The 22,216-nt window shown below is 45.9% G+C and carries 21 protein-coding genes; 13 read left to right on the top strand and 8 right to left on the bottom strand.

Translation table 11 applies throughout. The features are described from left to right. Positions 1–190: 190 nt before the first annotated feature. Positions 191–2,209, bottom strand: a complete 2,019-nt coding sequence (locus tag ACNKW2_RS00720; RefSeq protein WP_419146835.1) for a S9 family peptidase — start codon at positions 2,207–2,209, stop codon at positions 191–193. Between the two features lie 177 nt (positions 2,210–2,386). Between ACNKW2_RS00720 and ACNKW2_RS00715 the strand changes: the two genes are divergently transcribed. Next, complete coding sequence (locus ACNKW2_RS00715; RefSeq protein ID WP_419146834.1) at positions 2,387–2,800, top strand: VOC family protein; 414 nt, start codon at positions 2,387–2,389, stop codon at positions 2,798–2,800. Between the two features lie 255 nt (positions 2,801–3,055). On the opposite strand, the gene ACNKW2_RS00710 is transcribed toward ACNKW2_RS00715, so the two are convergent. The 4 genes from ACNKW2_RS00710 to ACNKW2_RS00695 form a co-directional block, all read right to left on the bottom strand. Then, positions 3,056–3,607 carry a hypothetical protein gene (locus ACNKW2_RS00710; protein ID WP_419146833.1) on the bottom strand — a complete coding sequence of 184 codons (552 nt, stop codon included), beginning with the start codon at positions 3,605–3,607 and terminating at the stop codon, positions 3,056–3,058. Positions 3,608–3,675: 68 nt separating this feature from the next. Beyond that, positions 3,676–4,218, bottom strand: coding sequence for a hypothetical protein (locus ACNKW2_RS00705; protein WP_419146832.1), 543 nt, complete (start codon positions 4,216–4,218; stop codon positions 3,676–3,678). Positions 4,219–4,357: 139 nt separating this feature from the next. Beyond that, entirely contained in the window at positions 4,358–5,068 is a 711-nt protein-coding gene (locus ACNKW2_RS00700; RefSeq protein WP_419146831.1) for a hypothetical protein, read from the bottom strand. Positions 5,069–5,867: 799 nt separating this feature from the next. Further along, positions 5,868–6,674 (bottom strand): sulfite exporter TauE/SafE family protein, encoded by an 807-nt coding sequence (locus tag ACNKW2_RS00695; RefSeq protein ID WP_419146830.1) that lies wholly within the window; start codon positions 6,672–6,674, stop codon positions 5,868–5,870. Between the two features lie 392 nt (positions 6,675–7,066). Between ACNKW2_RS00695 and ACNKW2_RS00690 the strand changes: the two genes are divergently transcribed. Further along, positions 7,067–8,044, top strand: a complete 978-nt coding sequence (locus tag ACNKW2_RS00690) for a DUF1852 domain-containing protein (RefSeq protein WP_419146829.1) — start codon at positions 7,067–7,069, stop codon at positions 8,042–8,044. A 25-nt stretch (positions 8,045–8,069) separates the two neighbouring features. Then, on the top strand, positions 8,070–9,107 hold the full coding sequence (locus ACNKW2_RS00685) for a methionine synthase (RefSeq protein ID WP_419146828.1): 1,038 nt from the start codon (positions 8,070–8,072) through the stop codon (positions 9,105–9,107). Positions 9,108–9,150: 43 nt separating this feature from the next. Here the strand turns inward: ACNKW2_RS00685 and ACNKW2_RS00680 are convergent, their stop codons facing one another. Beyond that, complete coding sequence (locus ACNKW2_RS00680) at positions 9,151–9,687, bottom strand: GNAT family N-acetyltransferase (RefSeq protein WP_419146827.1); 537 nt, start codon at positions 9,685–9,687, stop codon at positions 9,151–9,153. Positions 9,688–9,878: 191 nt separating this feature from the next. On the opposite strand from ACNKW2_RS00680, the gene ACNKW2_RS00675 reads away from it, so the two are divergent. Next, positions 9,879–10,046, top strand: a complete 168-nt coding sequence (locus ACNKW2_RS00675) for a hypothetical protein (RefSeq protein ID WP_419146826.1) — start codon at positions 9,879–9,881, stop codon at positions 10,044–10,046. Between the two features lie 61 nt (positions 10,047–10,107). Here ACNKW2_RS00675 and ACNKW2_RS00670 read toward each other — a convergent pair whose 3' ends face one another. Further along, on the bottom strand, positions 10,108–10,836 hold the full coding sequence (locus tag ACNKW2_RS00670; RefSeq protein WP_419146825.1) for a 5-oxoprolinase subunit PxpA: 729 nt from the start codon (positions 10,834–10,836) through the stop codon (positions 10,108–10,110). Between the two features lie 19 nt (positions 10,837–10,855). After that, positions 10,856–12,658 carry a glycoside hydrolase family 3 protein gene (locus tag ACNKW2_RS00665; RefSeq protein ID WP_419146824.1) on the bottom strand — a complete coding sequence of 601 codons (1,803 nt, stop codon included), beginning with the start codon at positions 12,656–12,658 and terminating at the stop codon, positions 10,856–10,858. A 134-nt stretch (positions 12,659–12,792) separates the two neighbouring features. Between ACNKW2_RS00665 and ACNKW2_RS00660 the strand changes: the two genes are divergently transcribed. The 9 genes from ACNKW2_RS00660 to ACNKW2_RS00620 all read left to right on the top strand — a co-directional run bounded on the left by ACNKW2_RS00660 (position 12,793) and on the right by ACNKW2_RS00620 (position 22,215). Next, entirely contained in the window at positions 12,793–13,137 is a 345-nt protein-coding gene (locus ACNKW2_RS00660) for a VOC family protein (RefSeq protein WP_419146823.1), read from the top strand. A 421-nt stretch (positions 13,138–13,558) separates the two neighbouring features. Beyond that, positions 13,559–15,724: a sensor domain-containing protein gene (locus tag ACNKW2_RS00655; RefSeq protein WP_419146930.1), complete on the top strand. Its 2,166-nt coding sequence runs from the start codon at positions 13,559–13,561 to the stop codon at positions 15,722–15,724. A gap of 241 nt (positions 15,725–15,965) precedes the next feature. Beyond that, entirely contained in the window at positions 15,966–16,604 is a 639-nt protein-coding gene (locus ACNKW2_RS00650; protein ID WP_419146822.1) for a thermostable hemolysin, read from the top strand. Beyond that, on the top strand, positions 16,597–18,078 hold the full coding sequence (locus tag ACNKW2_RS00645; RefSeq protein WP_419146821.1) for an AMP-binding protein: 1,482 nt from the start codon (positions 16,597–16,599) through the stop codon (positions 18,076–18,078). Before ACNKW2_RS00650 ends, ACNKW2_RS00645 begins: the two co-directional genes overlap by 8 nt. Before the next feature lie 13 nt (positions 18,079–18,091). Continuing rightward, on the top strand, positions 18,092–18,775 hold the full coding sequence (locus ACNKW2_RS00640) for an iron-containing redox enzyme family protein (RefSeq protein ID WP_419146820.1): 684 nt from the start codon (positions 18,092–18,094) through the stop codon (positions 18,773–18,775). Then, positions 18,775–19,566 carry an SDR family oxidoreductase gene (locus ACNKW2_RS00635; protein WP_419146819.1) on the top strand — a complete coding sequence of 264 codons (792 nt, stop codon included), beginning with the start codon at positions 18,775–18,777 and terminating at the stop codon, positions 19,564–19,566. Before ACNKW2_RS00640 ends, ACNKW2_RS00635 begins: the two co-directional genes overlap by 1 nt. Then, positions 19,563–20,216 (top strand): tetratricopeptide repeat protein, encoded by a 654-nt coding sequence (locus tag ACNKW2_RS00630; protein WP_419146818.1) that lies wholly within the window; start codon positions 19,563–19,565, stop codon positions 20,214–20,216. Before ACNKW2_RS00635 ends, ACNKW2_RS00630 begins: the two co-directional genes overlap by 4 nt. After that, positions 20,216–20,881, top strand: a complete 666-nt coding sequence (locus tag ACNKW2_RS00625; protein ID WP_419146817.1) for a response regulator — start codon at positions 20,216–20,218, stop codon at positions 20,879–20,881. Before ACNKW2_RS00630 ends, ACNKW2_RS00625 begins: the two co-directional genes overlap by 1 nt. After that, positions 20,878–22,215 carry an ATP-binding protein gene (locus ACNKW2_RS00620; protein ID WP_419146816.1) on the top strand — a complete coding sequence of 446 codons (1,338 nt, stop codon included), beginning with the start codon at positions 20,878–20,880 and terminating at the stop codon, positions 22,213–22,215. The genes ACNKW2_RS00625 and ACNKW2_RS00620 overlap by 4 nt, the downstream gene beginning before the upstream one ends. Position 22,216: the final 1 nt, after the last annotated feature.

The following is a 22,216-nucleotide window of genomic DNA, read 5'->3' as shown; positions in this document are numbered from 1 at the left end:
CCAAGTTGCTCCGATAATCTCTTGACTGCTAAGGTCTGAATCAAGAATACCTTACTTGAGCGCCTTGATATCTTCTGCGCTTATTATCACCTTGTCTGAGCGACACTTCCAGTCAGTACCGTTAAAATAGCCCATAAAAGGAAAAAGGCTAACAAAATGAGGTTGTCAGCCCAATTGGTTGGTAAGTGAATTACTTTTTAGGGTCGTGCTTATCAAACCACCATTGAATGTAAGCCACCTTATTCAACAGGTTCGATGGTCTACGGGTGATCCCATGAGAGGCATCGGGAATACGCACCATGGCCGTATCTACGCCTTGTAACTTCAACGCTTGATAGTACTGCTCTGTTTCTGAGATGGGCGTGCGGTAGTCTGCTTCACCGGTGAGCAGCATAGTCGGTGTGGTGACGTTACCAACATAGCTGATGGGCGAGCGCTTCATATAATGTTCCATGTGCTCCCATGGCTTACCTGGGAACCAGTAATCCGCAAAGAACGGATAAAAATCAGCGGTAAGCACAAAGCTGTACCAGTTGATCACCGGTTTTGCTACCACAGCTGCGGCAAATCTATCGGTATGCCCTACAGTCCAGGCAGTCAGCACTCCACCGCCCGAGCCGCCGGTAACAAATAAACGATCTTTATCAATAAAGCCTTCGCTGATGAGGTGATCTACGCCGGTCATTAAGTCGTCGTAGTCGTGACTTGGGTAGTTATGGTGAATGGTTTGAGCAAACTCTTTACCGTACGAGTCGCTACCACGTGGGTTCATGTATAGAACCACGTTCCCTTGTGCGGCGAATAACTGCACTTCGGCACTAAAGTGAGGGCCATAGTTGGCCACCGGACCACCATGGATCTCCAGCACTAAGGGGTATTTCTTCGACTTATCAAAGCCAGGAGGGTAGGCAACCCAGCCTTGAATTGGCAGCTCATCGTGTTTTGACTTCAGCCACACTTCTTCAACCTTGGCTAATTCTTTGTTACCTAAAGCATCGGCATTAAGCTGGGTGATAGCCCGAGGCTCGCCTCGCTTCACTACCGCTACGTCGGCTGGGGCTTGGGTGTCTGCCAAGGTGAAAGCCACTAAGCCGCGGTCACTGATGTCATAATCGCCACCAGAATAAGGGCGGCCAAAGCTGACGCTGCCAATTTCGTCGGTGATCACTTCAAAACGGCCTTTCAAGGGTTGGTAGCCGAGCGTGGTTTTGCCTTCGCTGTCGTAACTTACGTACACACCACGGCCATTAGCCGCCCAAGTGACCGACTCTAAACTGCGGTCTAAGTCGGTAGCAAAGGTTTGCGTGTCTCCCGAGCGCAAGTCTTTAACGTACAGCAGGTTATTTTCGTAATTGGTTTTTTTATCGTCGTGCCCTAAATAGGCCAAATAGCGACCGTTCGGCGACACTTGCGGGTTACGATCTGGGCCTTTTCGGTCGGTAACTGCGGTAATTTCTAGCGAGTCTAAATCGAGTTTGTAGACTTCGCTGTTGGTGGGCTGCATCTTGTGGTCTGGATGGCGGTTAGCAGAAAAATAAAGGGTTTTACCGTCATCACTAAAGCTTAAGCTGCCGCCATGGTCGAAGTCACCAGAAGTCAGCTGGATAGCATTACCGCCGTTGGCGTCGATTTTAAAAATATGGCGAAACCCCGGTTCCGTATAACCAGCACCATCGGCACGGTAATAGACATCATCGATAAACACCGGCGGCTTTGCCCACTCAGCCCCTTCAGGCTTGCCAGCCACACTCACCGGTGGCGCTTGTTTGCTGGGCACAAACTGACTAAAGAACAGGCTTTTGCCATCTTCAGACCAATGCAACGAAGAAGGGCTATGAGTTAAGTTACTGATTTTAGCAACGGCCCCAGTGGCAAGCCATTTTACATAGATTTGGCTACTGCCATCGCGAGTAGAGATAAAAGCAATGCGGTCATTACTCGGTGACAATATCGGCGAATAGTCCATATGCAAACCATCCGTCACAGGATGCATGGCGTTGGTGGCTAAATCCACCGACCAAATATTGCCGACTTTTCTATCGCTTTTAATGTCCATGCGATTGCGTACGAAGAAGACTTTATCGCCATCGTTACTAATGTCGATTTGGTTGGCGTACTCTAAATTAAATATATCGGTAGGCGCTAATGGCGTGGCGTGTGCAACCGCACAGAGGCTGGCCAGTGCGGCACCTGCAAAAATACGTTTCATGACGCTTCCTTATAATAATTGTTGTTACCCACTATGGTCGCTCAGTGTATTAATTCAACTTTTTTCGATAAATCTCATTTTTTTGCTTTACCTCAAGTTAGCTTCAGGTTTTATCTTTTACTCAATGCAACGAAAAATGCGCTTGCACTCAATACTAAAAGCTCAAGGAGAAAGACCATGTACTTAGAACACATCAACCTAATCGTAAATGACTTTAACACTATGCTACGTTTTTATGGTGCGGCCTTTCCACACTGGAAAATCAGAAGTGAGGGCACAGGAGAGTGGTATGGCAAAGCACGCAAATGGCTGCACTTTGGCGATGATTACCACTACATCGCCATGAGCGACAACGGCGAAGGAGAAAACCGCGACTTAACTGGCCACCAACTAGGGCTGGCACACTTTGCCTACGTGGTAAAAAACTTAGATAGATTAATCGAGCGCTTAGAACAAGCCGGCTACCAAGTGGATAAACAAGGCGCAGAGCACCCCCACCGCAAAAACGTCTACTTTATCGACCCCATGGGCTTTGAAGTCGAATTTGTCGAATACCTTAGCGATCTACCTGAAGAAAGAAACAGCGACTAACTCGCCGTTTGCGGTAACGCTCAGGCAACGCTTCGCTTGGGTTTATTTATGGCTCTAAATCTCGACTGTCAGCTTTGGTTGTTAGAATTTATCAAAGCTGGTTGTTGTAGTTGAGTTAAGCATGGAATTTGAGAGCGCCCAGTTAAGGTGTGAAGCACACTACCACCCTACATAACACATTGTGCTATAGGCAAAACTTACGATAAGTGACTGCGCCAAGCGTTATGAATTACTCTTATATTTATTGTCATATGCCTAGCCACAATTAGCAACAATATGGTCAATTTTCCTCACAACCTTGCTCCATTGAGGTGAAGCGAATTCTTGACCACCTAGTTCTGTTAGAAAGTTTTCGAATTCCTTTTCTAACCGATTTAGAAATTTTGTTGCATGGATTACTTTCGTATCGGAACAAACAAGTGGTAATGAGCAACCTCTACGAATACGCCAACCTCCTGTAGTTTCTGCTTGGTGCAGAATACCGCAGCGAATGTGTTGATAAAAATCAGCTCCAAGTCCAGTAAAGTCAGTTAAATGTTGCGATGTGGAGAAGAACTCCTCAAAAATAACTCTCCCTGGCTTATTAGTTTTCTTCCATCCGTGTTTTAATGAAATTAACGACTCAATAACTAAACACGAAACTGCCATCATACTGAAACCGTGCTTGGATTCATTTTTCTTAAATGGCTCAAAATATCTCTCGGAATAACGATGACGTAGAACAGTAATAATTTGAGCCTTATCTTGGCTACCTTTTAATTCTTGCCAATCCTCTGATGAAAAGGATGATGATAACTCAACTGACATAAAATCCTCTCTACAACAATGGTATAAAACGCCTAAAGCAACCGCGTTGTTTACGCGACGGTTTACTTTTATTTGTTATATTCATTCCATGGCCCCAATGACCAAACCATGACAGCTGGGGTTGATTTTGAAACATACTCTCCTTCCTCAATGTTTGGACACATAAAAAAGGAGTATTTGTAATGAGCGGCTGTTTTTGAAACTTTTTCTATATCTTTTTTGAGTTTGTTATTGCTGTTTGGATGCGTGGCAGCGAACACCTCTGCAGCAATTCCTCCACAATCAGGTGTTTCAATATCAGACCCAGATGCTGTGCCAAGGTTTAACGTTAGAGATGAAATATTAGGATGCCGAACGAAAATGAATTCAGCAGCCTTTAATGATGCCAAATATGTATAGGTCTGATTTAGTTGCTCTATGAAATTTAGATCACGACTTGAATTTAATGGGTCGTATCCGAGCCTCTCAAATTTCAGCTTTACCATCAAAGCCATGGCATTTTTTTCCTCTGATATTTCGGTGATGCGCAATTGAGCTTGCTCCGCAGAATGGGCAATAACTTCAATATAATCAGGTATCTCTGAAAAATCTTTAAGAACAATTTTCTTCATGCACTATCTATCCAAAGAGTATAACGCTTGCTGTAAACGGCAAAAAAATAGCATGCTAAAACTTGCGACGTAGGAGCATAAGCCTGCTGTTTTGTGTCCTTTGTTTTACGGCTTTAGTTATATTATGAGTAACTCAAAGCTATTGCTCTAGGCTCATATCAATTTTTAAGTCTTTTCTTGCAACAGTAATAATCATCTTGTATGCATCCTTTGCTGCTTTACTATAATGAGCTAAGTAACCCTCCTCACTTGGGCCTGCAGGTAGATCATAATGAGATGATATATTTTTTTGGTCGAACCTTTGTTCATCTAACTCTTTTTGATACCACGTTTTATGAGAGTTGTAGAACTCACCAAGGATAGAAATCGTCTCTTGACTTAAAAATAGCTTTCCTTTTTTATTCACAAGTAATGCAACATCATCAGCAATTGGTTTTATATGCTCCTTAACGAACTTATGACACTCAGCTATGGTTTCATCTTTTTGCTTTTCCCACACTTCAAATTGAGCGTCTTCATCAACGCTGCTTTCTTCGTTGAAAGTAAATTGATCTACTGAAGATAGAATACTGTCTAATTTTAAGCTTTTATCTCTTGCTTCAATTAGTAGCTCAATAATAGAAAGATATAACTCCTTTCTAAACAACCAGCGCTGTTGCTCAACCCAAGATTGATTTGAGATTAAAGCTTCGGCTTTTTTCACTGCATCTGTATGCTTTTTAATTTCCTCAACGCTACTACTGATAGCCTTTATTTCTGCGTTTTTCTTAAAGAAAGTTAATGTGTATGCTCCTATGGCACTAGCGCAAATTGTAACAATACCTGCACCTATATAGGTACCAATTGACAAGGTTATTCCTTCAGATAAAAACCTATATAGGTACCAATTGACAAGGTTATTCCTTCAGATAAAAACCTATATAGGTACCAATTGACAAGGTTATTCCTTCAGATAAAAACCTATTTAGTACAATTAATAATTCTGATTCTGTCACAGACTTTCCCTGAATAATCTTACTATTTAATAGTGCGCAAATCGTACATTTTTCTGCCGCGCTATGACTCATAATTTTAACTCACATATTAATAGCAAATTTGATAACCCATTACTAGCTAAAGAAATTATTGCAGTGTTACAAGTTGAGCTCAGGGCAAAAATGCGCAAATGGTTCACTTTCCTGAATATAGGAAAAGGTTATAACCTCAAAGTTAAAAGCTTAGGAGTCTTAATCGAAATGGCCGTTTTCGTTTAGATAAGCCACTCAATTGCGAGCTAAAAGCAGCGCGCTTGCAGCAACTTTACCTCCCTCATCACACCCTCAAGTCAGCAGCCAATTAACTTATTTCGCGCCGGGATAGCGCGAAAAAGCATGTCAGGGCCAAGGACGGCCCTTACATGCTGGTAACGTTAAAATTGGCTGCTGACTTGAGGTTCCTGGTGTGATGCTGGGAGTGCCCTTTCTTTTGCTTACTTTACTTTGGGCAAGCAAAGAAAAGTCAGTTGACGCCCATGGACGGGCGTCGAAACCCGTCAGGAGGACAATTTCACCAAACCGCATAAGAAGAGTAGGGCTATGGCACTACAAGTTGTTTGAGTTCAAAATTTCAATACAAAAAATTCAAAACGAAAACTCAGTTAAGCATAACGACTAATAAACCAACAGCTTCATCGCCATAACAACCAACAAAAGCGCAAACACTTTTTTAATGGTGGCCACCGGTAAATACTGGGTTGCTTTGGCCCCAAGCCGGGCGGTAAACCAAGAGGTACACACAATCCCAAGCAGTGCAGGGAGGTAAACAAACCCGGCAAAGCCATGGCTAAGCGCCAAATCTTGGCTACCCGTGCTGATATAACCAATTGAGCCAAATAACGCGATAACAATGCCGCTTGCCGAGGCACAACCAATGGCTTTTTTAATATCAACAGAAAAGAAAGTCAGCAGCGGCACCAGCAAAGCACCGCCACCAATGCCAATCACCGCAGATACACTTCCGGTAACACCACTAAGCAGCATCAGCACCCCTTTATTAGGTAAAGGGTGCGTCTGTTTAGGTTGGTTGCTACCAAACGCCATTTTTACTGCAATCAGCAGTACACTGGCAACGAATATAATGCTAACCACCTTGGCATCAAGCAGTGGCGCGAAAAAGCCACTGACTGTGGCGCCAACCGCTACGCCAACCATAATCCAAGGGGCAATATGCCACGGCACATTATTATTGCGATGGTGCGCTTTGGCCGCTGCAGTGGAGGTAAATAAAATTGAAGCAAGAGAGGTGGCAATCGCAACAATCACCACTTGCTCTGCCGGCAGCACCGCAAAGTAGAGTAAAATGCTGCTCAGCACAGGCACAATTACTAGCCCGCCGCCAATGCCCAGCAGGCCTGCTAAAAAACCAACCACGGCGCCAAGTACAGCGCAGCTTAACAACAGTAGGATCAGCTCAGTCATATTATTCTTATTTAAATTAATTAAATATCAGTTGGTTATGCTGATATTTTTGATTGCATAGGTGCTCAGCAGTATAACAACTACGGTCATAATAAGAGCTGATATTTCCTCATCTTGAACATGAATAAAACTACATTTAGACTTTTGGAGCTCTAAATGTCTGGGTGTTTATTTGTGTTTTGGGGGGATTTTGCTGGTGAGCTTAAGCACCGCTCTATTTATATGAAACGCCCTCATAGTAGGGGTGAAATTAAAGCGTTTTTTTTCTCTAACTGGAACACGTATAACTACTGCATCTCATCACTTTCGAGGCAAGGGTAACACCGCCAGAAGTGATATTGCATGCTGGGTTGTTTGCCCGCAACCGTGATTCATTATGACAGGGAAAAACCATGACGACAGAATTTACCTTTAATATTAAAAAGCTTAAGCTCGATGAGCATTACAAGCCGTCGAACAACACCCGAATTACCACTAATTTTGCTAATTTGGCCCGTGGTGAGCGCCGCCAACAAAACTTACGCAACGCCTTACAGATGGTGAATAACCGTTTTAACGCCTTGGCTAACTGGGATAACCCCAAGGGGGAGCGCTACACCGTTGAGCTTGAGATTGTGTCTGTGGATATCGCCATTGCTGGCAGCGAGCAGGCGTTTCCTTCCATAGAAGTTCTGAAAACCAATATCCTTGACCATAAAACCAATGAGCGCATCGCTGGTATTGTGGGCAACAACTTTTCTTCGTATGTTCGTGACTATGATTTTAGCGTGGTACTTCGGGAGTATAATAAAAACAAGTCGAACTTTAGTGTGCCCAGTAACTTTGGTGAACTCCATGGCAAACTGTTTAAGTGCTTTATTGAGTCAGACACTTACCAGCAGCACTTCGACAAACCGCCAGTGATTTGCCTGAGCGTTTCTGACAACAAAACCTATCAACGTACTGAAAACCAACACCCAATTTTGGGCTTTGAGTATCAGCCCAACGAGTCTTCGCTTACCGAGCAGTACTTTAAAAAGATGGGGCTGCAAGTGCGTTACTTTATGCCGCCAAACAGTGTGGCGCCATTGGCATTTTATTTCTTTGGTGATTTGCTAAACGACTACACCAACTTGGAGCTGATCAGCACCATTAGCACCATGGAAACCTTTCAAAAGATTTATCGGCCAGAGATCTATAATGCCAATGCGGTGGCAGGGCGTCGTTATCGACCTAACTTACAAAACCCAGATCATTCCTTGACGCAAATTGTCTATGACCGCGAAGAGCGCAGCCAATTGGCCGTGGCACAGGGTAAATTTGCCGAAGAGCATTTTATTAAGCCGTACCAAAGGGTGCTTGAGCAGTGGTCGCAAAACTACGCGTTATAACCAGTAAAACAAAGGAGATCATGGTATGAAACAGTTATTACCCACTTCAACGGCGGGCAGCTTGCCAAAACCGAGTTGGTTGGCGCAGCCTCAGGTGCTTTGGTCACCTTGGAAATTACATGGCCAAGAGCTGGTGGATGGCAAACATGACGCCTTACGGCTAGCCTTGCATGAGCAGCAGCTAGCCGGGATTGATATTGTCAGCGATGGCGAGCAAACCCGTCAGCACTTTGTGACCACGTTTATTGAACACCTCAGTGGTGTCGACTTTGCAAAGCGGCAAACGGTGACAATCCGCGACCGCTATGAGGCCAGCGTGCCATCGGTGGTGGGCCCAGTTTCACGGCAACAGCCGGTATTTGTGGAAGATGCCAAAGTGCTGCGCCAGCAAACCAACCGGCCAATTAAGTGGGCACTGCCGGGGCCGATGACCATGATAGATACGCTCTATGACGATCATTACAAAAGCCGTGAAAAACTGGCGTGGGAATTTGCCAAAATCCTCAATCAAGAGGCCAGGGAGCTGGAAGGAGCAGGGGTGGATATTATTCAGTTCGATGAGCCAGCCTTTAATGTCTTTTTTGATGAGGTCAATGATTGGGGCATTGCAGCGCTAGAGCGAGCCATTGAAGGATTGCAATGTGAAACGGCGGTACACATTTGCTATGGCTATGGCATTAAAGCCAACACCGATTGGAAAAAAACCTTAGGCTCGCAGTGGCGACAATATGAACAAGTATTGCCGAAGTTGCATCAGTCGAATATCGACATTATTTCATTGGAGTGCCACAACTCTCGAGTTCCCATTGAGCTACTTGAGCTGGTTCGGGGTAAAAAAGTCATGGTAGGGGCGATTGATGTGGCAACCGAGAGCATTGAAACGCCAGAACAAGTGGCCGCAACCTTGCGCCAAGCATTGCAATACGTTGATGCTGATAAGCTCTACCCATGCACCAACTGTGGTATGGCACCACTGGCTCGGGATATTGCTCAAGGGAAATTGCAGGCATTAAGCGCAGGTGCTGAGCTGGTGCGCCAAGAGTTATTGGCAAAAGCCAGCTAACACTATCCACCTAGCTGGCGTTTGTAACAGCATACAGGTGTGGTTATTCGTTATTAAACAATGCGAACTTTTCATCATTCACCCATTGCTCTGCAATGCGAAAATTGTGTTTTAGTACCCCTTCGAGCTCAAAACCAAGCTTTTTGAGTAAACCGTGCGAAGGGGCATTGCCTTGGGTCACTGTGGCGACCAGTTTATGGTAATGACAGTGCGCAAAGGCAAAATCAATAACCGCACGGCTTGCCTCGAAGGCATAACCTTGGCCTTGAAAGGCTGGGTCGAGCATAAAGCCGAGCTCTGCTTGCTGATATGGCGACCAGTGACTTAAAAAGCCATGAAAGCCAATGGCTTTGCCGCTTGCTTGTTCAATAATAGTAAAAGTTAGCCACTGCGACGCTTCTTTATGCCAAGGCTGCTGTGGGCTTAATATTCGGGTGTGAAATTTTTCGCCGAGCGTTTTTTCGTCGGGTATATCGCCGATATAGGCCATTACGGCAGGGTCTTGGTGCAGCTGTTGCCACAATGGCCAATCGGATCTCTGAAGTGGCCGTAATACCAGTCTAGATGTGGTGAGTTGCATACTGCTCCTTTGCGCTTTCTATTACCCTAACTAAGTGATTAATGGTCGATTAAGGACTTATGGCTATCATAGCCGCATTAATCACAAATGCGCCAGCGTTTTATATATGCCATGACCACAGTTAACCTGGCGTACTACAAAGCGTTGGCAAAATAGCTGGTGGCGCTTATTTGCTGCCACAGGGGGAAGGTATGAAAACAGCAATAATAACCTGTATGTGTGTTTGCTTATTGTCGGGCTGCAAACTGACTCGTGTTGAAGGGGTTATTGACGATGTGCAAGTTGCAGTGGGAGCAGAGCAAAACAAGTCAACTCGTGGATTTTGCCCACCTGGGCAAGCTAAAAAGGGTCGCTGCTAAGAAATAAGCGGTAGCACTTGAGTTAAACGGGTGCCGAAGTACTATCTCAGGCACTCAGCGATTAGCAACTCAGCTCGTGCTTTATCTCTTTTACTAACGCAATACTGGCCTCGTTGTCGCCATGAACGCACAGGGTATCCGCACGCAAAGGCAGTGTTTGCCCTGAGCTGGTGGTGACACTGCCTTGTTGATGCAGTTGCTTAACCTGAGCCAATAATGCGGTTTTATTATGAACCGCATTGGGCTCTGTGCGTGGGGTTAATAAGCCTTCATCGGTGTAAAGTCGATCTGCAAAGGCTTCAAAGAAAAGCGTTACGCCATACTGCTGGGCGAGCTGTTGATGTTGCTGCTGCGCTTTGGTGGCCAGTATCATCAGCTTAAGGTCACTGGGGTAGTCTGCCACGGCTTTAATCACAGTACTCAACAGCGCCTCAGATTTCATCATATCATTATACAATGCGCCATGAGGTTTGACGTAACTGAGCGTGAGCCCTTGCACTTTAGCCATGCCTTCAAGCGCGGCAATTTGATAATGTAAGGCATGACGCAGCTCGCCATCACTCAGTGCCATTGAGCGACGACCAAACCCTTGACGGTCTGGGTAACTTGGGTGCGCGCCAAGCATCACCTGATGTTGTTTAACCAAATTTAATGTGTGTGCCATTACATCTGGGTCGCCCGCATGAAAACCGCAAGCCACGTTGGCCATGTCAATATGAGGCATCACTTGGTCATCTAGCCCCATTTGCCATGGGCCAAAACTTTCACCTAAATCGCAATTCAATAACATGTGTAGATCCTAGTTAAAGTTAGGGGTGTTGCTCTGGCAGCGTTACGGTTACCGGTAAATGGCCTTGCGCCTTCGCCTGACCCAGCAATACTTTTGCCAAGGCGGTATACGCCGGGCCACTTACTTGCTCGCCTGCAACCACATCGACATTATAAGCATAACTGGCTAATACCGCGTCAACCAGAGGGGCAAATTCGGTGATTTCATAAGGCGCACGTAAACTAATAAAGACCTGGGGTTTGCTCAGCTTTGCACCCACCTCAAGTAAAGATTTTAACGCTTCTGGTTGCTCATTGCGGGCAACACCATGCTCACGTAACTTTTTCACATCCTCCATGCCACCAATTTCAACGGCACTTTGCGGAGGCGAAGCATGGCCGGCAATCACCACTTCGGCATTGGCGATTTGCGAGGCTGCAAGCACCGGGTCGTAACCCTGTAAACTGCTGCAAGTAATGCTCAGTGGTGAGCTTGAAAGCTGCTGTAGCGCCTGGGTTAATGCCATGCATTTTTGCCTATCTGGCATGATCAAGTGCAGTGACGTTAAGGACGCTGGCAGTGGCAGTAACTGCTGGTTTTTCACTTCGGTGATGGCGGCTAATGCCAGCTCGGCCTCTAAGCGACGGTGCTTAGGGTTACCCAATGTCGATTGCGCAATGGTGGCCGAGGGAAATGAGCTCGGCAGCTTACTCTTTAGCGTGGTAATGCGTGAGAACGAGCGCTGTATTTCTTTGCTGTCTAAGTATTGCTCTGCGGCGTTTTTAAGGGCAGTCATAAAGTCATCAAATTGCGCTATGTCATCGGGTGTTCTGATGGCCAATGGCATTAATGCAATGTCTACCCCAGCTTGAAAAGTTGTGATGGTGGCATCCAGTGGAGAGAAAAAGTCACTGATCCCAGCCATGTCTAAGGCGTCGGTGATGGTAACGCCTTGGTATTCTAGTTCATCGCGCAGCAGCGTCGTCATGATTTTATGTGACATGGTGGCGGGCTTTATCATGCGCTCGCCCTGAGAGTTAACCACTTCGCTGGCATCGAGTGCGGGATACTGTATATGCGCTGTCATAATCATACCGGGTGCACTGCTGGCAATGATCTCTTTGAACGGCAGCAAGTCTTGTTGCTCTATTTCGGCGCGGCTGTGGTCGACGCGAGGCAGGCCGGTATGGCTATCAACATGGGTGTCACCATGGCCGGGGAAGTGTTTTAATGCTGCAATTACCCCATGCTGCTCAAAGGCGCTAACCTGTGCGGCGCCAAGCTCGGCAACCACCATAGGGTTTTCTGAAAAGGAGCGGACATTAATTACCGGATTATGTGGATTGCTATTCACATCTACCGTCGGTGCGAAGTTCACGTTGATCCCAAGGCTATTGAGTTCGGTGGCGATGGCTTTGGCCACCGCCGTGGCGTATTTATCACCATGCTCAGGGTAGGTTGCACCTATGCTCATATTACCAGTAAACGAAGTTGCTTGGGCGCGATTAATACGAGCAACACGGCCTCCTTCTTGGTCAATGGCAATGAGCAAAGGCAAGCCACTGTCACTTTTTGCAGCTGCGGCTTGGAGCTCCTTGGTAAGTGAAACAATTTGCGCCGTGTCTTGCACATTCTCGGAAAACAGAATAATCCCGCCGATATCGTGTTTAGCTATGAGTTGATGCAACTCTGGTGGCAATTGTGTAAGTGGAGTGCGGCAGGCTGAGCTTGAGCCCTCAGGGCAATAATAACGCAGGTCAAGCATTAGCTTTTGCCCTAGCATTGATGCTGGGCTTATTGACTCGCGATCCGGTGCAGCTTGAGCTGAAGCTGAAAAACTCATGGTGATAACCATCCCTAATATGGTAAAAAACGATAATAAACGCACAATCAGTCACTAACGCTGAACAAACTGGGCTACACTTTAGCACCTAATACGATGTAAACTCAAAATAGCCGAGTAAAAGGAAGTCAATTATGCATCATAAAATCAACTATCTAGAAATGGCAGCAAGCAATCTTGAAGCCACTCAGGCCTTCTTCGAGCAAGTCTTTGATTGGCAGTTTCAATCTTATGGGCCCGATTACATTGCATTCAGTAATGCCGGTCTCGATGGCGGCTTTTTTAGAGCCGATGTTCACTCTGAGCAGCAAACTTGTGGCGCTTTAGTGGTGCTTTACAGCAAAGAGCTAGAAGCCACGCAGGCTCTGGTTGAGCAAGCCGGCGGACGGGTAAACAAAGCCACTTTTAGTTTTCCTGGAGGCCGACGCTTTCACTTTATTGAACCCAGTGGTAACGAGTTTGCAGTATGGTCTGAATAGGGAGAACACCAACTCGCATTAATACTTGCTCAATTTGAGGGAGTAAATTTGACGCTAACTGCGTTAAAAATTTCTTATTTAGAACAACTAAATAGCAAAATTTTTGCCTTGCCTACACGGATGTAGGTACCTTGGCGGTAGCAGGACGCGAGAGCGGTGTTATCGACAAAATTTTCTTGCCTCAAATAGACCACTTAATTAAGCGAATTGGTGTAAAACCCCTTTACAGTGTGAGTGCAGCGCGGACTTTGCTTGAAGAAACTGCCATTGTAGACAATATTTAGCTCTATGCTCTGGCCAATAGTGGGCAAACGTAACTTGTCTAATGCATTTACTATTTAAAAAATTAAAAGCCCGATTACCGCTTAATAGCGTGACTGTAGCAAAGATAATCATCGTTTTACTCTGTGTCTTTGTTGTTATGACAGTGCTCGATAAACTAGCGCTAATCACTCTTTCCGATAAGGCGTATATCGCCATTGCCACCACTGCGCTGATGAGCGTAGTACTGATGTATTTGCGAACCAACTCAACCTGGTTAGCTGTCGTTGATAATGACATCCACTCCGGCATACCATTACTGACTCTAAACAACCAAGGCCATATCCTCGCGAGCAACACTCAAGCGCAAGCAATATTTAATCACACTGACATCAACCACCAACCCCTTGATGCCCTACTGACATTGCAGCAATTTACCCCAAGTGGCACCCAGCGGATTAATTGGGCCACGCTAAAGCAGCTGCACCACAGTTCAGCGTTAAATCACAGCCGAATCAGCTACAAAAAGGTTAACTATCAGCCTATTTTAGTTGCACTAGAGCTGGGTCACTTTCTCCTGGCTCTAATTAGTATTGAGCGCGAAGCCCGCTTAGCTTCTGAGTTAGAGGCAGAAAAAGAGCTGTTAGAAGTGACATTAAGCTCCATTGGTGATGGCGTGATCTGTACTGATACCGAGGGCAAGATCACCTATATTAACCCGGTTTCTGAAGCGATATTAGCGCGATTAAATGAAGAGGTGGTGGGTAAGCCGTTCGATGAGGTAATGGCAATGTATAATGAAGAGAGTAAAGCTTTGATCTCTGACTTTCCGCGCTTATGTTTAGAAAAAGGTCACACGATTTGCTTGCCAGAGCTGACATCCATTACCAATCACTTGGGCTTGACCTTTGCCATTCAAGATTCTTTCTCGCCTATTTTTGCCAAAGACGGCGGTTTTCTTGGCACGGTGATGGTATTTCAAGACGTCACGGAATCGCGCATTATGGCAAAAAAACTGAGCCATCTTGCCCATCATGATCCCCTGACTGGCTTACCCAACCGTTTGTTACTGCAAGATAGGTTAGTGCAAGCGTGTAAACGAGGTAAGCGTGCTGGGCATCAGTTTGCCTTGATCTTTTTAGATATTAATAAGTTTAAAAAAATAAACGACACTTTTGGCCATGACTATGGTGATTTATTACTAAAAGAGGTGGCCAGTCGCTTAACTGACAAGCTCCGTGCTTGCGACACCGTGGCACGCATGGGCGGTGACGAATTTGTGTTATTAATCGATAGCATTAAAGATAAGCGACACGTTCGCAAAGTGGTTTCTAAGGTACTTGAGCGCGTGAATGGTCAGTATACTTTGCAGCAGGTGAACCTGAAAGCGACAGTGAGCGCTGGTATTGCCTTGTATCCCGATGATGGTCAAGACACCGAGGCCTTGCTAAAACATGCTGACACCGCGATGTATCGTGCCAAAAAGTCACAGCAACACGCCTGGCAATTTTATAATGCTGAGCTGGTTCAAACCTCTGAGCAACACACTCTACAAGAGCAAGCGCTCAGGGTGGCCGTAGAGCAAAATGAGTTTATTCCTTATTTTCAACCCGTTCTCGATGCTTATAATCGTAAAGTAGTGAAGCTCGAAGTACTGGCCCGCTGGCAGCAACCTAATCAGCTGAACTCTGCAAGCCGCTTTATGGCGATGGCAGAACAAACTGCTCTTATCAATGAAATTGGCAGCCAAGTTCGCGCAAAAGCCCTTGAATGCGCAAAAGAGTGGTTACAGCAGCACAATAATTTGATTATTACTTTTAATTTGTCACTGGCTGAATTACTCGATAGCCAATGCCAAAGTGACTTTTGTGATTTACTCCAACACCACCAGATAGCTGCAAACCAAGTTGAAATTGAAATTCAAGAGCGTGATTTAATTACCTTGCTCGATAAGTCAGCAACACAGTTAAAAAAATGGCAAACCAGCGGCGTTAAAATTGCCATTGATCACTTTGGGGTAGCCGCCGCTAGCATGGATTATTTAAGTTGTTTAATAGTCGATACCATTAAGATCTCGCCGCTGTTTTTAGCTCAGCAGCAAGACCATGACAATGATCTGCCCAAGCTGATAGCGTCTATGGCTAAAAGCTTGAATGTAGAGTGTGTTGCTGTGGGTGTTGAATCGGAATTACAGGCAAAATCCCTGTGTTTTAAAGGCTGCCACATGCTGCAAGGCGAACACCTGTTTGCGCCTATGAGTGCAGCCGAGACAGAGCAACTGCTTGCAACAAATACCGTGGTAGCAAAGCGCAAGCACTTAAATTGATGCACTCAACCGTGCCTGTAAACCGCACTGTAGCAAGTTCACAAATACTCTGGAGTTAAGCAAGCCGCAGGTTATCACAGAGCTGCGCTTAGCTTGCCGGTTCATGCAAGCAATTCACATCGGCTGCAGTCGTTAGTTTCACGGCAATAAACAGTAAAGTAAAAAAATATTTTTCCACTTAAGGTTTACTTAATTTTCGCTTTTTACTCTGTTCATATCAAATTGAACAAGGTATGTAGTTATGGGCGAAGCAATTTCAAGCGTATCAACCAGCAGTCGTTTAACCTGGGCATCACCAAATGATGCATCGCGCCACGAGTTAGAAGCGGCAATTTATACTGGCTTTGCCCATGCTTTTGGTGCCGATCTCCATGAGTTTTATCCTTTATTAAGCCAATTAAGCTATCGCCGCAGTCGTTGTTTTTTAGGTGTACGCTTGGCGGCTAATGCGCCTTTATTTGTTGAGCAGTACTTGCAACAGCCGCTTGAGCTGCATTTAGGAAAGCAGGTTAAACGCTCAGAAATCGCAGAGTTGGGCAACTTATACTCCACTGGCCGAATGGCGACATTAGGGCACTTTATTATTCTCACTGAAGCACTATTACAGCACTCCATTCACCACTTAGTGTTCACCGCAACGCAACAAGTAAGAAGCTTGTTGTCGCTATGTCAGGTTGAGGCCCAGATCATTTCCAATGCCAATGGCAATATTGCCAGCGCCAAAGACTACGGCAGTTATTACCAATGTGTGCCCAAAGTGTGCGTCGTTAACTTGCGTCATGCACAGCAAGTGATTCAAAGCACTGCGCTATACAAGCATGCCTTGCACGATCTCAGCCCTGAAGCCGTTAATTTAAAAGAGGCGTTAAACTATGCCTAAGCTGTTTTCACAACTACCGCACCAAAGCAACGACGTCCTGTTTAGAGCAGCCGATGTGACGTTAACCTTCGCGCAAGCTCAAAAGGCATGTCAGCAACTCAGTGAAACATTGGCACAGCTACATGGCCAGAGCGTTGCGCTAAAACTAGACAACTCATTGCCATGGTTGCTGTGTGACTTAGCATTAAGCGCAACCACAAAAGTCGCTATTCCATTACCTGCATTTTTTAGTGACGAGCAAGTAGCGCATGCCATACAGCAATCAGGTGCCTCTTGGTTGTTAGCGGATAACGAAATCCAAGATAAGCAAGCGACTAAAACACTCAACGTCTGCGGAGAAGTACTACATCTTTACGAAATGGAAGACGCAGGCCCTGTTGAGTACTTTCCAAACACCCAAAAAGTGACTTTCACTTCGGGCTCAACCGGGACGCCTAAAGGGGTATGTTTGTCTTGGCAAAATCAGCTGCAAGTAGCAAAAAGCTTAGCTCAGGTCATTACGCTCAGCCAACCAAAGCACTTATGTCTATTGCCATTGGCGGTATTACTGGAAAATATTGCGGGGGTATACGCACCTTTACTTCGAGGTGGGTGTGTTGAAGTGGTTGCGCTGTCAGAGTTAGGGTTTACGGGCAGTCAACTCAGCCATCCTAACAAGCTGCTTAATGCTATTACTGCTGCACAGCCGAACAGTTTAATTGTGGTGCCTGAGTTACTGCGCTTTTTATGTCAAGCCGTCGGAACGGGTTGGTTGCCACCGTCATCACTCAAGTTTATTGCCGTTGGTGGCGCTAAAGTCGATGTCTCTTTGTTACATCGGGCCGCCAAACTCGGCTTACCGGTTTTTCAAGGTTACGGCCTGTCAGAAGTAGGCTCGGTGGTGGCGCTAAACACGGCAGGGCAAGACGGCAATGTCGGGCAGCCATTACCGCACATCGAGTATCGTGTAGTTGACTCTGAGCTCTATCTACGTGGCAACAACTTTTTAGGCTATTTAGGTGACAAAGCCATGGCTCCAGAGCAGTGGCTTGCCACTGGGGACCGAGTGAGTGTGACAGAAAACGGCTTGCGCATTGAGGGAAGAGTTAAGAACCTGATTATTAACAGCTTTGGACGTAATATTGCCCCAGAGTGGCCAGAGTCAGTGTTATTAAGTCATGGCGAGGTGTTGCAATGCATGGTGGTAGGCGAGGGGCAGCCTTATCTCAGCGCGCTACTGTACGTTGCTGCCAGTATGTCAGCAGCAGATATTGAGCAGTTACTAGAATCGGTCAATGCTACCTTACCCGACTACGCACACATTAAGAGTTATATTCGATTAAACCAGCCTTTTAGCCTCGAAAATGGCCTGTTAACGGCCAATGGTCGAATCAAACGACAGGCTATTTTACATCACTACCAAAGTGCAATTGCTGCACTTTACGGCACTCAGCAAGCCTTACCCTTACAACCTGAGTCATTTCTTCACATCTAATAGGAATCGTATTATGAGCAACTTCTACCAAACACTGCAGACACAAACAGAGCAAGCAAGACAATACCTACTAGAAGCCGACATTATTCGCGAGGTGTTTCATGGAGAAATCACCAAAGGCCAATACATCTCGTTTTTGCAGCAGGCTTTTCATCATGTGAAACATACGGTGCCACTATTAATGGCTTGTGGTGCTAGGCTGGATGACAGCAAAGAATGGTTGCGAGAGGCCATCGGTCATTACATTGAGGAAGAAATGGGCCATCAAGAATGGATTTTAAATGATGTCGCTGCATGTGGCGTAGATAAAGAGTTGGTGCGTCATAGTCAGCCCAGCTTTGCCACTGAAATGATGGTGTCATATGCCTATGATTGCATCAATCGTAAACATCCGTTGTGCTTCTTTGGCATGGTCAATGTGTTGGAGGGCACATCAATCGCATTAGCAGACCAAGCTGCTCTGCACATTGGTGACCAGCTTGGTTTACCAAAACAGGCTTTTTCCTACTTAACCTCCCATGGCGCTCTGGACATTGAGCATATCGATTTTTTTAAGGGCTTAATGAACCGCATTACCTGTGAGCAGGAGCAAGCCATGATCATTCACAGCGCTAACTGCTTTTATCGGCTTTATGGTGATGTGTTTCGCAGTATTGAGAAAGAGCCGGCAGTGCTGCAATTTGCGGAGGCCAGCTAATGAGTAATGCAAAGTTAGCCATTGTTACTGGCGCTTCCAAGGGCATTGGAAGGGCTATTTGTAAGCAGTTGGCACTACACAACTGGCGCTGTTTATTGATTGGTCGTGACCTTGAGCGCCTACAGCAAGTTATTGCTTCACTGGATGGCGAGCACGATTATTTAGCTATCGATGTCGCAGCAGACAATGCGGCACAAAGTATTGCCAATAAAGCCCAAAAAATGGGCGGTGCGAGCTTATTGGTTAATAACGCTGGCATTAACACCATGTCGGCATTTGCTGATATTCCTGCGCAAGCAATACAGCAACACATTCAAACCAACTTAGTGGCGCCGATGCTCATCACTCAGGCTTGTTTACCTCAGCTGCAAGCCTCTACTGGCACTATTGTGAATGTCGGATCTGCATTTGGTGCCATCGGCTATCCCTATCAAACCAGCTATTGTGCCAGTAAGTTTGGCATTCGTGGCTTTACCGAAGCACTTACTCGCGAACTAAACGGCGTGGTGGAAGTGAAGTATTTAGCGCCCAGAGCCACGGTCACGCAAATGAATGACGACAGAAGTAATGCCGTCAATCGGGCACTTGGCAATCAGATGGATTCACCTGAGCTGGTGGCACAAGCATTTATCAAACTATTACACAGCAAACGCAAGCGCTCTACGGTTGGCTTCGCCGAAACCTGCTTTGCCCGCTTAAATGGCTTTTTTCCTGAGCTGTTAGATAAAGCACTAATTAAACAGCTTAAGACCATTGAAACTATTTTTTCCACCAAGGAGTCAGTAAGATGAAAACATTAATTACACTTGCTTTATCAGTCCTTATTACTTTTACTAGTTATTCTGCTTGGGCAGGGTTCTCGGAGGAGTTAGCTGCAGTGCAAACGCGTTGGGCAGAAGTCAATTATGAAATGCAAGATGACGCCCAAGAGCAGGCTTTCGAAGCACTGGTGGCAAAGTGTCAGCAATTGGTAGCGGCACACCCTGAACGTGCCGAGGCCTATATTTGGCAAGGGATTGTGCAGTCGAGCTTTGCTGGAGCCAAAGGTGGGCTTGGGGCCTTAGGGTTAGCAAAACAAGCCAAAGCCTCGTTAGAGCAAGCAATTGACTTAGATAAAACGGCCTTGTCTGGTTCGGCGCTAACCAGTTTAGGCACCTTGTATGCGCAAGTACCGGGTTGGCCTATCGGTTTTGGCAGCGATAAAAAAGCGCAGCAATTATTTCAGCAATCATTAGCGCTCAATCCCACGGGAATTGATGTAAACTACTTTTATGCGCAGTACTTATACGATGAGCACGATTACAAAGCGGCACTGAACCACTTAAAAAAAGCACAACAAGCGCCAAGCCGCGATGGCAGAGAAAAAGCCGATCACTATCGGCAACAAGAGGTCGGTCAACTGTTGGTTAAAGTAGAGAAAAAGCTAGCAAGAAGGAAATAATGAGGCTATTACTGGTAGAAGATGACGAGCTACTGGCTCAAGGCTTGGTAGTGTCGTTAAAAAAACAAGGCTATGCGGTAGAGCATGCCTGTACTCAGCAACAAGCTGAACAGTTTATTGCCGCCACTGAGTTTGCTTTGGTGGTGCTAGACCTGGGCTTACCCGATGGCGACGGTTTAAGCGTGCTAAAAACACTAAAGCGCAAACAGCAACAAACCGCCGTGATCATTTTAACGGCGAGAAATAGTCTCGATGATAAGGTGGCTGGGTTAGACCTGGGAGCCGATGACTACCTAGCTAAGCCTTTTGAACCGGAGGAATTGTTTGCTCGTTTGCGGGTGATTGGTCGCCGCTTTACGCAGCAAACCAGCAGCACATTGAGCTGTCAGCAAGTAACGCTGGACGTTGCCAGTCATGAGGTGGTAGCCGCCGGTAAATCGCTAGAGTTACCAAGAAAAGAATTAATGTTGTTAAAAGCATTAATGGAAAACGCAGGTAGGGTGCTGTCCAAAACGCAACTTGAAGACAAGCTGTATGACTGGGGAGAAACCTTGGGCTCAAATGCCATTGAGGTGCATATTCATCATCTGCGTAAAAAAATGCCTGCAGATTTTATTAAAACCTTGCGTGGTATTGGTTATGTGATTGCAAAGGGGGATGAGTGAGGCAAAAGCAGGCTAATGGTGAAATCTCCATTACCCGAAAGCTCACGTTAGTGCTGGTATCGGCTTTGGTGTTAACCATGTCTTTGGCGCTGCTTAGAGGTTATAAAGCCAGTATGGCAATGGCTGAAACACAGCTTGATAGCCATCTGCAAGCCATTGCGACCATTGTGAATGCTCAACTAACGCAGTTAGAAACACTGACACCGGTAAAAACCGCGGGTGCTTTTTATTTTTTAGTGCTTGTGGATGGCAAAGCCATTGCTGGGAGTGAGCTGTTAGTTGAACACCAGCAGCAATTGTCGCTGGCTTCAGGCCTAGCAACCCAAAATGTCGGACCAGTGCGATTACGAACCTATAGTGAAGTGTTTGCCGAACGCCTAGTAGTGGTGGCAGAGCCGGTAGAAAAGCGCTTTAGCCTTGCTGAGAGTATGATAGTGGCCGCGATGACTCCACAAGTGGTGGTATTACCCCTTTTAGCGGCATTTATTGCCTGGCTTATTTATTCCTCACTGCGACCACTAAGAATATTATCCACTCAGCTTCGCAGTCGTAACCCAAAAGATTTTGCACAGTTACAAGTTAATAGTAATAAGGCCGAAGTGGCCATCGTGATCTCAACGTTAAACGACCTGCTACAAAAGGTGGAAGCGGCGTACTTAAAAGAGCGTTATTTTGCTTCCGATGCCGCCCATGAATTAAAAACGCCCATAGCCAGTTTGCGTGTGCATCTTCATAACTTAAGTGAAGATATTAGCCATGCCAGCATCCGTGCAATGCAACAAGGCTTGGCGCAGTTGAACCATGTGGTTGAACAAATGCTAACACTGGCACGAACCGAACCTGAGTTATGGCATAAACAGTTTTCTAGCCAAGAGTTAGTGGCATTAACGCAAACATTAATTGCTAATCACTATGACAAAGTAGCAGCGAAGAATCTGCATATCAGCCTTGAAGCCCCACAACAACTTACTCTGATGGGGTGTCAATTTACCTTAACCACATTGCTCTCCAATTTACTCAGTAATGCCATTAAATACACCCCTACCGACGGCGAGATCCGAGTCTCAATTGCCAGCCAACAGCAGACAGTGGTTTGGCAAATAGAAGATTCGGGCTGTGGGATGACTGACTCTGAAATAGCTCGAGTGTTTGACCGTTTTTACCGTGTTGGTGGCGATCAACATCCATCAGGCGAAAAGGGAGCCGGGCTGGGCATGGCTATTGTCAGTCATATTATTTCTATCTATCAAGGACACATCCAGTTTCAGCGTAGCCACTTAGGTGGTTTGCATGTGCGTGTTAGCTTACCGCGAGGCTTGCATGTTACGGATTAAT

Source organism: Pseudoalteromonas 'SMAR' (assembly GCF_048515945.1).
In the GTDB taxonomy this organism is placed as follows: domain Bacteria; phylum Pseudomonadota; class Gammaproteobacteria; order Enterobacterales; family Alteromonadaceae; genus Pseudoalteromonas.
The sequence above is the reverse complement of the archived record's forward strand: the minus strand, read 5'-3'. Positions and strand labels throughout refer to the sequence as shown.